This is a genomic window from Shewanella sp. POL2 (assembly GCF_000282755.1).
Lineage (GTDB): Bacteria > Pseudomonadota > Gammaproteobacteria > Enterobacterales > Shewanellaceae > Shewanella > Shewanella xiamenensis.
On record NZ_AKZL01000056.1, the window covers coordinates 1 to 13,691 of the forward strand.

Below are 13,691 nucleotides of genomic sequence, written 5' to 3' on the forward strand. Positions count from 1 at the left end.
GCTAAAACCACGTCCCACTAACCAACCGCGAATGGCATCGAATAAATTTCGTTCTTCCATGGCATTGATATAGGTCATCGCCACCAATAGGAAGAGTAATAACTCGGCATATTCCAATAAATTATGCTTAAAGGCTGCTTCAGAGACCTCTGACATACCATTTTGCACATACACAAAACCTATCATGCCCCAAATAATGCCAGCTGCGACCAATACGGGTTTGGATTTACGCAGGTGCAGCGCCTCTTCGGCCATCACCAAAATATAGGCAAGCACGAAGACGCATACGGCAATATACCCCACTGATGCAGCGGTTAAATCGAGCCGTTCTGTTCCTTCGGTCATTGCCCAAACTGCTGGTGAGAATCCGCTCAATATTGCAACACAGAATAGGCTAAATAATGCCATTCCACTGTTTCTAAACCACCGCTGTAATTTCATCTAAATTCATCTCTGCAAGGGAAATCAGTTCGCAAATTACCATAGCTCGGGTTCTGTAAATTTTGATAAAACGCAACTTTCTATGTATTTCCCGATAACCAAAGGCACTTACAACATTAATTTTTGTATAACTACAGGCGAAACTAATAAAGATTTAACTAACTTTGTTTCAAGTTAGTCTAAAAACAGCCAATAAAAAAGCACCTCTCGGTGCTTTTATGTTGATATCAATCACATTGATTAGAACGAATAGAGCAAGGTCATATTGGTTTCGGTATCGGTGCTCTTTTTATTGTCCAGCGGCTCGCTGTTATAACGCACGATAATGGCAAACTTCATTGCCAAGGCGCCAATAATATTCGCAGTGAGTGAGGTTTCCGAACGCGCATCTAATTTATCACCATAGTCGGCGACAAAACGCTGTTGGAATTTTGAGGTTTCTGTGATTTCAGTTTCGAAGTTAATCACACCGTGGGCAACCACACTGTCATTGGAATCTGTGCCCTCTAACAGAGCTTGCTCTGAATCGAGGCGTTGATAGATATAACCGGGACCGATTTCAACATCTAAGAAAGTCTTGCTGGTGTCATAGAGCCTATGACCATAACCCGTCGCGCCAGATACTGTGTAGTCATAACCGGTAAAAGGGTCAACTTCGTAGTTAGCGTTAGCAAATAGATAGCTGCGGTCAGTCATCTTATAGTTGCCTTGTGCCCCCGCTAAATAGCGCTTAGCCGTAACCTCGCCAGTATCCTCTTTATATAAACCTTCTAAAAGATATTGGTTTTCCCAATCACCTAATTCGTGTTTGAAGTTTAAGCGACCTTTGTAAGATGAGGTATCTGTGTTGCCTGTGGTTAAGGTTGCACCTAGCTCGGCTTCGCCCGCGAATGTTTTATCGCCTTTAACAAAATCGGCTCCCGCATTCGCCATAAATGGCGCCGTCATCAATAGTGCAGCGGTCAGTACTTTCTTCATGTTTATCCGTTCCTGTTCCGTTTAATCCCCTAAAAATCTGCGTAATACTAACATTTACGATTGAAAAATAAAAATTCATCGATTTTTTGCATAAAAAAGCCCGCTAATCAGCGGGCTTTGAAAAGTGATTTAAGGCTTACAGGTTGATCTTAGGGTCTAAAGCACCTGATTGATACGCTTTGTACATTGCTTGTAAAGACAAAGGCTTAATCTTAGAGGCTTGACCCGCACAACCAAAGGCCTCGTAGCGAACGGTACAGATGTCTGCCATCGCTTCCATAGAGGCTTTCAGGAACTTACGTGGGTCGAACTCGCTTGGGTGTTCGGCCAAGTATTTACGTACCGCACCAGTAGACGCTAAGCGCAAGTCGGTATCGATGTTCACTTTACGCACGCCGTGTTTGATACCTTCAACGATTTCTTCTAATGGCACGCCGTAAGTTTCAGGAATTTGACCACCGTATTGGTTGATGATCTTAAGCCATTCTTGCGGCACAGAAGAAGATCCATGCATCACTAAGTGAGTGTTAGGAATGCGGGCATGGATTTCTTTGATGCGGTCGATACGCAGTACATCACCCGTTGGTTTACGGCTGAACTTGTATGCGCCGTGGCTGGTACCAATTGCAATCGCTAGCGCGTCAACATGGGTATCAGCAACGAAGCGTGCCGCTTCTTCTGGGCTGGTCAGCAGTTGGTCGTGGCTTAATACGCCTTCAGCGCCCACACCGTCTTCTTCACCGGCAGTACCGGTTTCTAAGCTGCCTAAACAACCGATTTCGCCCTCGACAGACACACCACACGCGTGGGCGAATGCAACAGTTCTGCGAGTCACATCAACGTTGTACTCGTAAGACGCTGGGGTTTTACCGTCGGCCATTAATGAGCCGTCCATCATTACTGATGACATACCTAATTGGATAGAACGCTGACAAATATCAGGGTCAGTACCATGGTCTTGGTGGATACAAACTGGGATATCGGGATACTGCTCAAGTGCAGCCGTCATCAGGTATTTTAAGAATTGTGGACGCGCATATTTACGCGCACCCGCAGAGGCTTGCACGATAACAGGGCTGTCGGTGGCTTCTGCGGCCTGCATGATGGCGCGCATTTGCTCAAGGTTGTTTACGTTGAACGCTGGCACACCGTATCCATGTTCTGCCGCGTGATCGAGTAGTTGTCGTAGGGAAATTAACGCCATTTTTTTAACTCCAATAATAGGGTGACTTCACATTAACGCTGGGTCACCGAGGTCGCTATCGTTTGGATGGATTTTTATGCTCAATCGCTCTAGTGATGTGTAAATCCCTTTAGAGAAGGAGCGGTTTTTTTTATAATTTTTTATCATTTTTTGTGCTGTCGCGGCGCAGTGCCGCGACAGCGCAATACCTAACTCAATGTTAGGCACCGCGTTTTTTCAACATAGCTACAGCGGGTAACTCTTTACCTTCGAGGAACTCGAGGAAAGCACCACCACCAGTAGAGATGTAAGAGACTTTATCGGCGATACCGTATTTATCGACCGCCGCTAAGGTGTCACCACCGCCAGCGATAGAGAAGGCTTTAGAATCAGCGATAGCTTGCGCGATACGCTTAGTGCCTTCACCGAATTGGTCGAATTCGAACACGCCCACAGGACCGTTCCATACGATAGTGCCAGCAGACTCAATGATTTTCGCTAACGCTTCGGCGCTGTCGGGACCGATGTCGAAAATCATGTCGCTATCGCCAACCTCACTCACTGCTTTTAAGGTCGCAGCAGCCGTTGGACTAAACTCACCCGCCACAACCACATCGGTAGGCACAGGAATATCGCCACCGCGGCTTTGGGCGTTCGCCACTAAGCGCTTAGCTTCATCAATTAAATCCGCTTCGTATAAGGATTTACCCACGTTGTGGCCCGCCGCAGCGATAAAGGTGTTGGCGATACCACCGCCAACCACTAATTGATCCACAATGCCGGATAAACTTTCTAATACGGTCAGCTTAGTTGACACTTTAGAGCCACCAACAATCGCAACTAATGGACGAGCAGGATTATCTAACGCCTTACCTAAAGCATCTAACTCTTGGGCCAGTAATGGACCAGCACAGGCGATAGGGGCGTGTAAACCAACACCATTCGTTGAGGCTTCTGCGCGGTGAGCCGTGCCAAAAGCATCCATCACATACACATCACATAAGGCTGCCATTTTCTTTGACAGCGCTTCATCGTTTTTCTTCTCGCCTTTGTTAAAGCGAACGTTTTCAAACACAACCACTTCGCCTACCGCAACTTCAACGCCGTCTAAATAGTCGGTCGCTAAACGGACGGTGCAAGACAGGGCTTTGGCCAAGTAATCGACTACAGGTTGCATGGAGAATTCACTGTTGTACTCACCTTCGGTTGGACGACCTAAGTGAGACATCACCATCACCGCTGCACCTTTGGCAAGGGCTAACTCGATAGTGGGGAGTGAGGCACGCAGACGTGCATCACTGGTGACGACGCCGTTGCTGACAGGCACATTGAGATCTTCACGAATAAGCACTCGCTTACCTTGGAGATCTAAATCTGACATATTGATAATTGCCATGGTAACGCTTCCTTTTATAATCAAAAAACAAACTGGTTTTTCATCAATCGGTTAGTGTAGATGGCGATTCGGCACTCGACATCCCGTCGAATTGGCCACTACGCTTTAACCCATTGGTATCAATTCTTATCTTCAGCTTTGTTTAGCTGCAATCATCGCTAAACTGGTATCTAACATGCGATTGGCAAAGCCCCACTCGTTATCGCACCACAGCAACAGTTTAACCAACTGCCCTGCGCTCACCCGAGTCTGGGTGCCATCGACAATACTGGAGCGCGGATCATGGTTAAAATCACAGGATACCAGCGGCTCGTCAGTATAGCCTAAGATGCCGTTAAATCGTCCATTGGCGGCCAATTCTAACACTTGATTGACGGTCGCAATATCCACTGTTTTATCTAATGTTACCGAAAGATCGATAGCGGTAACGTTAATCGTCGGCACTCGCACCGAAATCGCCTCAAATTTGTCCTTCATGTGCGGCAAAATCCGCTCAATACCACGGGCAAGTTTAGTATCAACAGGGATAATTGACTGACCCGCAGCTCGGGTGCGGCGTAAGTCATCATGATAGGCATCAATCACTTGCTGATCGTTCATCGCCGAATGAATGGTGGTAATCGCGCCGCTTTTCACACCAAAGTGTTTATCCAGTACATCAATCACAGGCACGATACAGTTGGTGGTACAAGAGGCATTGGAGACCACTGTATGCTCGGCGCGCAGTAATTCTTGATTCACACCGTAAACGATTGTGCCGTCGACATCGGCCGATGAAGGATGACTGATTAAGACTTGTTTGGCACCCGCGTGGATATGGGCCTCGCAGCTTTGTCGATCTAAAATGGCACCTGTCGCTTCATAGACGATATCGATGTCCATCTCGCGCCAAGGTAGCTTGGCTGGATCAGGTTCATGGAGAATTTTGATGGCGTCATCGCCGATCAGCATCTGATCATCGACTAATTTGACTCTGGGCTGAAATCGACCGTGGGTAGTATCGTACTGGGTCAAATGGACAATGGCTTCAGGCTTAGCCAACTCATTGATTGCGACAATTTGGATTTGCTGGCGTTTTCCGGACTCATATAAAGCACGAAGGATTGAGCGGCCAATACGACCATAACCATTGATTGCGACTCGGATCATTGAGGTCTTTATTTCCTCTTAACAATACTGCATATACAAAAACGGCCTGCAAACAATTGCAGGCCGCATTATACAGATTAACCTTTCAAAAGTTTAACCTTTTGTCGGTAATCCCATCACCTAAACAATTAGCCTAGTGATTTTGCAGCGTTCAGCACATTTTCAACGGTGAAACCGAAGTGCTTCAGCAGCACGTTGCCTGGCGCAGACTCACCAAAAGTAGTCATGCCCACAACTGTGCCTTCGAAACCAACATACTTGTACCAGAAGTCAGTATGGGCCGCTTCGATAGCAATACGTTTAGTTACGGCTTTTGGCAGTACAGATTCTTTGTAAGCAGCATCTTGCTTATCAAACTCAGTGTTTGATGGCATAGATACCACGCGAACTTGTTTGCCTTGTTCAGTCAGGGCCGCAGCAGCTTCTACCGCCAATTGCACTTCACTACCAGTAGCGATCAGAATGTACTCAGGTGTACCCGCGCAGTCTTGCAGTACGTAAGCGCCTTTTGCCACATTGGCTAATTGCTCAGCAGTACGTGCTTGAGCCTTCAGGTTTTGACGGCTGAAGATCAGTGATGTTGGAGCATGGCGACGTTCGATAGCCGCTTTCCACGCTACTGCGGTTTCAGCCGCGTCACATGGGCGCCATACCGCCATGTTTGGCGTCATACGCAGGTTAGCTAATTGCTCAACGGGTTGGTGAGTTGGGCCGTCTTCACCTTGACCGATAGAGTCATGGGTGTAAACGAAGATGTTTTGAATTCCCATCAGTGCAGACATACGTACAGCGTTGCGTGCGTATTCCATGAACATCATGAAAGTCGCGCCGTAGTTGATGAAACCACCGTGCAGAGACACACCGTTCATGATGCCGCTCATACCGAATTCACGCACACCGTAGTACACGTAGTTACCCGCTGGATCGTCTTGAATCCCTTTAGAACCTGCCCACAAGGTGAGGTTAGAACCCGCTAAGTCTGCTGAGCCGCCTAACAGTTCAGGCAGCATAGCGCCAAAGGCTGCAATCGCGTTTTGTGACGCTTTACGGCTCGCAATACCTTCGCCTTTGGCTTGGCATTCTTGGATAAAGGCTTGTGCTTTGGCTTCGAAATCGGCTGGTAATTCACCTTTCAGTACACGGCGCTCGTATTCAGCAGCCAGTTCTGGGTAAGCTTTCGCGTAAGCGGCAAACTTATCGTTCCATGCCGCTTCACGGGCTGCTCCCACTTCTTTAGCATCCCAACCAGCGTATACGTCGGCAGGAATTTCGAATGGCGCATGTGGCCAGCCTAAGAATTCACGGGCCGCGGCGATTTCCGCATCACCTAATGGCGCGCCGTGGCAATCGTGGCTGCCAGATTTGTTTGGCGAACCAAAACCGATAATGGTTTTGCAGCAGATCATGGTTGGTTTGTCGGTGACCGCTTTAGCCGCTTCGATAGCCGCGCGAATCGCATCGCTATCGTGACCATCTACGTTAGCAATCACATGCCAGCCGTATGATTCGAAACGTTTTGGCGTGTCATCGGTAAACCAGCCTTCAACATGACCGTCGATAGAGATGCCGTTGTCATCCCAAAATGCGATCAGTTTGCCTAGGCCTAAGGTACCAGCCAGAGAACACGCTTCGTGGGAAATACCTTCCATCAAGCAGCCATCGCCGAGGAAGCAGTATGTGTAGTGGTCAACAATCTCGTGACCTTCACGGTTAAACTGTGCCGCTAAGGTTTTTTCTGCAATCGCCATACCCACAGCGTTGCTGATCCCCGCACCTAATGGACCCGTGGTGGTTTCAACACCTGGGGTGTAACCATATTCTGGGTGACCTGGGGTTTTAGAATGTAACTGGCGGAATTGCTTCAGCTCATCCATTGGCAGATCGTAGCCCGTGAGGTGTAATAAAGAGTAGATCAGCATAGAGCCATGACCGTTAGAGAGGATAAAACGATCTCTATCTACCCATTTCGGATTGTTCGGATTGTGCTTAAGGAAATCATTCCACAGCACTTGCGCAATATCTGCCATGCCCATTGGGGCGCCAGGGTGGCCTGAGTTTGCTTTTTGAACTGCATCCATACTTAACGCACGGATTGCGTTGGCGAGTACTTTACGGGAAGGCATGCTCTCTCCTGCTTAATTTGTGGGGGTCTAGCGGGCAATTTGGATGCATATTTTCCCCTACATAGCGAAGCGACGCAAACGAAAATTCACCACAATCTTGTCTTCGCACTCCCAATGGGACTTTTTACGATAAAAAAATAGCTTAAAGATGAACTATTCAAGCCAAAACATCGTACTAAACTCGCAATGACAATCACTCAGTGTCATTAACCTTAAAGAGTCCGTGATGGGAAAACAGCAACGATTCCAAGTTTACCCAACGGTTTGCAGAGAGTGATTATAGTTTTTAATTATAATTTTCAAAAAGTTAATTAACTTAAACGCTTTTTAGTTCAAATTTTAAAGCTGAGATTTACCTCACTAAGTACAGAAATATTTAGCTTTGGGGGTGTCATGGCGATGAATTTCCACTAAAATAGCCGTCTAGATGTAGATGCTTCTACACGTTTGATTGCTAACGACGAGATTTTCCTACTATGGCAAAGCACTTGTTTACTTCTGAGTCGGTCTCAGAAGGTCATCCCGATAAGATTGCAGATCAGATTTCTGATGCTGTGCTAGACGCGATTCTGGCCCAAGATCCTAAAGCGCGCGTTGCGTGCGAAACATATGTCAAAACTGGCATGGTATTAGTAGGTGGCGAAGTGACCACCTCTGCCTGGGTTGATATTGAAGAGCTTACCCGAAAAACGGTTCGTGAAATTGGTTATATCCATTCAGATATGGGCTTCGATGCCGATTCTTGCGCCGTATTAAACGCGATTGGTAAACAGTCACCGGACATCAACCAGGGTGTTGACCGCGCAGATCCAAAAGAGCAAGGTGCCGGCGACCAAGGTTTAATGTTTGGTTATGCCAGCAACGAGACTGACATTCTGATGCCAGCACCTATTACTTATGCCCACGCATTAGTGAAGCGTCAATCAGAAGTGCGTAAAAATGGCACCCTGCCATGGTTACGCCCAGATGCGAAAAGCCAAGTGACCTTCGCCTACGAAGACAACAAGATTGTTGGTATTGATGCGATCGTATTGTCTACCCAACACAGCCCTGATATCGCTCAAGCGGATTTGATTGAAGGCGTGATGGAAACCATCATCAAACCAGTTCTGCCAGCACAATGGCTGAGCAAGGACACTAAATACTTCATTAACCCAACTGGCCGTTTCGTGATCGGTGGTCCTATGGGTGACTGTGGTTTAACCGGTCGTAAGATCATCGTGGATACCTACGGTGGTATGGCGCGTCACGGTGGTGGTGCATTCTCTGGTAAAGACCCATCAAAAGTTGACCGTAGTGCTGCTTACGCTGCCCGTTACGTTGCGAAAAACATCGTAGCAGCGGGTCTGGCAGACCGTTGTGAGATCCAAGTGTCTTACGCTATCGGTGTAGCTGAACCGACTTCTATCAGTGTTGAGACTTTCGGTACGGGTAAAGTATCTGAAGAAGTCTTAATCAAGTTAGTCCGTCAACACTTCGACCTGCGTCCATACGGCCTGACTGAGATGTTGAACTTAGCTCGTCCAATTTACCAAGCGACAGCCGCTTATGGTCACTTTGGCCGCAGCGAGTTCCCATGGGAAGCGACGGATAAAGCTGACGCACTGCGCGCCGATGCAGGTCTGTAATCTACATTAAGCTCATGCTTTTACAAGAAAAAACCGCCTAATGGCGGTTTTTTTATGCTTAGGATGTATTGCCTAACTCCATTCCTCTCAGCAAGATGGCTTTTACTCTATGCAAAAGACAGAGACTCAATGAAGCCGTTAATCGCACAACTCCAATCCTGTTCTTGGGCGAACAAAGTGGGCCATTACGAGCCCATGGCCAACACCTTAGGTAGCCTAGAAGACATAGCCACTTGCCTTGAAAGGGATCCCGACCGTTTTTTCGAACCGCCCTACACTGAACCCTATGAAAGCTTATGTGTTAGCGACCATCAACAAGCCGACAGATTAAAGCCCCAAGTCTCTAGCGAAATCGTCGCTCAAATAGCGAAAACCGCCTATCTGGAAACGTGGAAAATAATGCCCGTTGCCGAGATTTGCGCACTAGTCGCAGATGATGCCGAAACCTTAGCCACCTTATTGTTAGCCGAAGTCACGCTATGCGACTTCACACAAGAACGTTTAGCCTGGTACTTGCAGGGACGGCTTCCTTTTGGCTATCAAGGAAATTACCCGACGGGGAAATGGTTAATCCTGTGATCCAGATTAACAATGGTCAAAATGGGCGTTTTGCATACACAGCAGATTTATCTGCGCGGCGGATAACAGTGCACACTCTTGTTCGCCAATTATCCTTGCACCTTGAACGACCTCGGGCGTTAAACATACTATAGCCGCACTGTAAGCATTGGTGCGGCCGCAATCGAGCCAACAATCTTCAATCTGTAACCAATAATGGGGGCGACTATCGTCGCAATCGACTTCAAATCCTCGGGCCTCACATTGCAGCAAGGCACACTCGGATAATAATACGCGCAGGTTGTCCCACGCCGATAAACTAGTCTGGGCATAGTTAGCCAACAAGATATTGACCAAGGATTTACTCACCATTTATCTCCAACCAAAAGGCTTTAGCATCGGGTCCTGGCATTGCCTTGGCATATAACCAACCTTGCACATAAGCAACACCAGCTTCTTTTACAAACTCGGCTTCAACACGGGTTTCAACCCCCTCAGCTGTCAAGCTAAAACCTAAACTACTACAAAGCTTGCAAATTTGCAGATATAAAGTACGACCTTTAGGCTCACTGGCATTGGCGAGAATACTGCGATCTAGCTTAATACCATCGACATTGATTCGACTCAGTAGACTTAAACTCGAAAACCCAGTACCAAAATCATCCAACCAAAAACGGAAACCACACTGCTTAAGCTGTTTGATACTGCTATCAATGCGGCTTATATCCAACATGAATGCCGATTCTAACATCTCAATTTCGACCTGATGAGCAACACTACCTAATCTATCATTCATAATCGCTAATAATTGACTATCGGTGATGTTATTTGGGTCAATATTGATACTGACCTTAGGAAAAAAGCCCTCTAATGCCCAACGAGCAAGATCTTCTGCAACGGTATTAATTACAAAACGATCAATAATGTGGGAATAGCCCGCACGTTGAAACGCATCAATAAAATAAGGGCCTTTTAAGGCCCCATACTCATCCCGAAGACGAATTAGCGCCTCAAATCCAACCACTTTACCATCAATTAAAGCAATCTTAGGTTGATAGTGAAGCTGCAATTCACCGGCTAACACCTCTTTGATGGTTTTCTCTAAATTAATTTCAGCCTTTAAAGACTCTGACTGTTTTTTTAGATAATGTGTTTCATTCATCAGCTCAATATCTGCTTGAAATTGAATCCTTTTTATAAGCTCACGATCGAACTCATAGTGTTCACTCATTAAAGAAAATCGCTGTACAAATGGTAGATAAATCAACACACCGATAGCTATCAAAAAACATTGAAATAACACAGAACTAAAATGCCCACTCGCCATATAAGCATTAATAAATGGAGGTGTTATCCAAGGAAAGCTATGAGCATCAAATTCTAGAATACCTATACTGATGGCGCTATAGGCTAATATAAAATTCACTATGGGCGAGAGTATAAATGGCAATAATAATCTAGGGTTAAAAATAATAGGTAAACCATAAATCAATATTTCATTGATATTGAAAAATGCAAAGGGCGTTGCAATCTTAACAATATGGCGTGTTGCACTGTCTTTAGAACTAATGAAAATAGCAATAATGAGCGATAACGTCGCCCCGCTGCCACCGTAAAGAATAAACAAATCCATAAATTGACTCGCGGTTAGATTAGGTACAACCTCAGTCAAGCCATTATCGACACCAATTAATAGTAGATATGCATTATCACCGTGCACACCGAAGCTCCAGAGCACATGGGTTAATAAAATACGGATAAACAATTGGATCCCAATACTAGCGGTTTGCAAAGTATCAATTAGTGGCGAAAAAACCAACTAAGTAAGGCAGATGCTTCGGTAACAAGCATCAATATAACCATAAAACAAATAACTACTGGCAAAAAAATATTCAGATGCTGTTTTAAGTATCGACTCAATGCTTTTCCTTTTACTAAGTCTAGCCATCGCCAAGTAACCAATATGCGCAATAGATATGCCGTTAAAATCGGTAATAAAACCACCCGAGGATCACCTAAAACCACATCAACATAATCAATGCTAAGTACTTCCTCTGTGGTTGGCACATGCAAAGCCAGTATGATGCTAAAGGAGATTGAGCACACAACAATCGCTGAAAGCTGAAGATATTTGGCAAAATGGAAGGAAAGAGAAATAAGCGCAAGCAACGGAAATATCTTTGCAAGCTGCACAGAAAAAAATGTTAAGCCATAAAAAAATGCCGTTGTTTGCCATTCCGGGATCCAACTACTTAATAACGCTATAACCAGTGATAGTAGTGAGTTAACAAGAATAAATGGCAGTAACGCGATAAAGGACTCACGTACAGAGATAAGAAAACTTCTATCCAGAAAATTTCGAAGTTCAAACATGATATCAGGGTTATTATTGACAACTATTTAATAAAACATAGTCGATCAATCTTTTAGGACACAATCAACCTAAAAAATACTGATTTTTGAAAGCAGAACAACGTAAAATATGGCGGGAAAACGAGTTAACGATGAGCGAGTGCATATGAGCGAATATCAACACTCATAATATAATAATCCCTATCAGAAAAAGTAAAAAAATCTGCAACTTGCATTTTTAGCTTTACGAGTATGCGCCGCCAAAGAACGCTCATTTTCATCAGCTATAAACGTCACCAGATAAGTAAAACTAGGCGCAGCTTCTCGGTAAATGCGAGTAACAAGTGCCTCAAAAACGCCTTGGCCACGATATGCTTTATCAACCCAGATAGGACCGTATTGGCAGCTGTTTTGCACCGTTAATTGAGGACCATCGCCATTGATTCGATTCAATCTTTTCAACAAATTGCGATAAATTGGCCAGGTCTCAAAAAACGACCAACGTCCCGCAATCACATAACCTATAATGCGTCCGTTAATTTCAGCGACCACAATCCAATGCTTATCAATTAGCTGAGTTAATTCATTACGATTAAATGCTTGCCCTTCCAAATTGACACCATTAGACATTAACTCATCATTGAGATGCTGGCGCTCTAACGCGGCCAATATATCAACATCTTGTTTAGTTGCTAATCGCGTTTGCATCAGAGGTATGTCCAAGTTGAGCTTATCGCTAGATTTTAAGCGCGTCAGTATACTTAAATAAATACTAAAGACTTTATCTTTTAGGAAAAAATTTGCTAATAACGCTATTGTTTCCCACACTTATTGAATTGTAGGTCATTCACTCGCCATTTTATGCTGCCAGAGACTATCAATCCCCAAATCAGTGTGCTTGACAACGATCTACTTCAAGTCAATTTAGGTCGTTGGATGCAACAATGCGAATTAATAAAAAGTTACTACAGCGCTACCCACGTGTTTGTATTACAGATAACGCAATCGGGTTTTGAAGTGATCGTCAGTTCTGTCAGCGAAACGCCGCTTTTTACTTCTGGCACGCTTTTTCCAAATAACTTCCCGCTCTTTGAAGCATTAAAAAATAGCAACATAGACGGAGATTATCTCAATTTAAGCCGCTTTATGCTCGATGAACTTCCAAGAGATTTTGACGGAATTCAATACATTCTGTCCCGCCCTATTGCATGGCCAGATGGCAGTCAATTTGGTTCACTATGCGTGTTAAACCCCCATATGGCCGATCCTTTAAGCAACAGCGCCATGCTTGAACCTTTCCAAATCCTGCTTCAGCAGGAATTATCCCTGTTATGTCAAAACCATAGAATCGAATCGCTATCAATGCGCGATCAAGAGACCGGCATGCTCAACCATTACGGCTTTATGATGATGGCTCCTAGGCAACTCAATCTTGGACGACGCTTTGGCGCCCATGCGGGGATTCTTTTCTTCGAATTGATTGAAGCTGACTCGCCGGAAAAACGCTTAGAAGAGAAACATCACAGGCTCCTCGGTAATTTGGTTCAAGATACCATTCGCACAGCCGATGTTGCAGCCCATTTCAGCGCGACTCAGTTTGTGGTGTTAGCCTTTGTCGATAGCGAACGCGATATATTGCACATTATAAAGCGGGTCGAAAAACAATTAGAACAGCAAAATCATCACCTTAAACTCGATTCCAGTTACAGTTTCTTTACCCCTGAATCGACGGCTAAGTTAGCGCCCATGATGGAAGATGCTCGCTGTAAACTAAAATCTATGTTGCAAGAGCCAACACAATCGAGCAGTAATCAGGCAAAAGGGATCAATGCCGAGCTTTATAACAACCCCGCTGCAGACTCGGCCGAGTTGTAAAAGTCGCA

General features: G+C 45.3%; 12 protein-coding genes and 1 pseudogene. 3 read left to right on the forward strand and 10 right to left on the reverse strand.

The window, feature by feature from the left end; all coding sequences use genetic code 11:
• The 6 genes from nhaD to tkt all read right to left on the reverse strand — a co-directional run.
• Positions 1 to 441: sodium:proton antiporter NhaD (gene nhaD, locus SHEWPOL2_RS14795; protein WP_192812105.1), on the reverse strand; the 441-nt coding region annotated here is incomplete at its 3' end.
• A gap of 240 nt (positions 442 to 681) precedes the next feature.
• Entirely contained in the window at positions 682 to 1,419 is a 738-nt protein-coding gene (locus SHEWPOL2_RS14800; protein ID WP_037414718.1) for a DUF481 domain-containing protein, read from the reverse strand.
• 136 nt (positions 1,420 to 1,555) lie between these two features.
• The gene (fba, locus tag SHEWPOL2_RS14805; protein WP_011071213.1) at positions 1,556 to 2,623 is read right to left on the reverse strand and encodes a class II fructose-bisphosphate aldolase; all 1,068 of its coding nucleotides are present in this window, start codon (positions 2,621 to 2,623) and stop codon (positions 1,556 to 1,558) included.
• Between the two features lie 199 nt (positions 2,624 to 2,822).
• Positions 2,823 to 3,998: a phosphoglycerate kinase gene (locus SHEWPOL2_RS14810; RefSeq protein ID WP_037429457.1), complete on the reverse strand. Its 1,176-nt coding sequence runs from the start codon at positions 3,996 to 3,998 to the stop codon at positions 2,823 to 2,825.
• A 132-nt stretch (positions 3,999 to 4,130) separates the two neighbouring features.
• A complete protein-coding gene (epd, locus tag SHEWPOL2_RS14815) occupies positions 4,131 to 5,147 on the reverse strand; it encodes an erythrose-4-phosphate dehydrogenase (RefSeq protein WP_037429458.1) in 1,017 nt (338 codons plus the stop codon).
• Positions 5,148 to 5,275: 128 nt separating this feature from the next.
• A complete protein-coding gene (tkt, locus tag SHEWPOL2_RS14820; protein WP_037429460.1) occupies positions 5,276 to 7,270 on the reverse strand; it encodes a transketolase in 1,995 nt (664 codons plus the stop codon).
• Positions 7,271 to 7,746: 476 nt separating this feature from the next.
• Between tkt and metK the strand changes: the two genes are divergently transcribed.
• A complete protein-coding gene (gene metK / locus SHEWPOL2_RS14825; RefSeq protein WP_037414745.1) occupies positions 7,747 to 8,898 on the forward strand; it encodes a methionine adenosyltransferase in 1,152 nt (383 codons plus the stop codon).
• A gap of 129 nt (positions 8,899 to 9,027) precedes the next feature.
• The gene (locus tag SHEWPOL2_RS14830; protein WP_037429463.1) at positions 9,028 to 9,477 is read left to right on the forward strand and encodes a hypothetical protein; all 450 of its coding nucleotides are present in this window, start codon (positions 9,028 to 9,030) and stop codon (positions 9,475 to 9,477) included.
• A gap of 6 nt (positions 9,478 to 9,483) precedes the next feature.
• Here the strand turns inward: SHEWPOL2_RS14830 and SHEWPOL2_RS14835 are convergent, their stop codons facing one another.
• The 4 genes and pseudogenes from SHEWPOL2_RS14835 to SHEWPOL2_RS14845 form a co-directional block, all read right to left on the reverse strand.
• Positions 9,484 to 9,825 carry a hypothetical protein gene (locus SHEWPOL2_RS14835; protein WP_083848334.1) on the reverse strand — a complete coding sequence of 114 codons (342 nt, stop codon included), beginning with the start codon at positions 9,823 to 9,825 and terminating at the stop codon, positions 9,484 to 9,486.
• Positions 9,818 to 11,194 (reverse strand): EAL domain-containing protein, encoded by a 1,377-nt coding sequence (locus tag SHEWPOL2_RS14840; RefSeq protein WP_239642770.1) that lies wholly within the window; start codon positions 11,192 to 11,194, stop codon positions 9,818 to 9,820. The genes SHEWPOL2_RS14835 and SHEWPOL2_RS14840 overlap by 8 nt, the downstream gene beginning before the upstream one ends.
• A 62-nt stretch (positions 11,195 to 11,256) precedes the next feature.
• Positions 11,257 to 11,829, reverse strand: coding sequence for a hypothetical protein (locus SHEWPOL2_RS23220; protein ID WP_226871821.1), 573 nt, complete (start codon positions 11,827 to 11,829; stop codon positions 11,257 to 11,259).
• Between the two features lie 125 nt (positions 11,830 to 11,954).
• Positions 11,955 to 12,516 (reverse strand): annotated as a pseudogene (locus tag SHEWPOL2_RS14845) (GNAT family N-acetyltransferase).
• Positions 12,517 to 12,669: 153 nt separating this feature from the next.
• Here SHEWPOL2_RS14845 and SHEWPOL2_RS14850 point away from each other — a divergent pair.
• Positions 12,670 to 13,683: a deoxycytidine triphosphate deaminase gene (locus SHEWPOL2_RS14850; RefSeq protein WP_037429465.1), complete on the forward strand. Its 1,014-nt coding sequence runs from the start codon at positions 12,670 to 12,672 to the stop codon at positions 13,681 to 13,683.
• Positions 13,684 to 13,691: the final 8 nt, after the last annotated feature.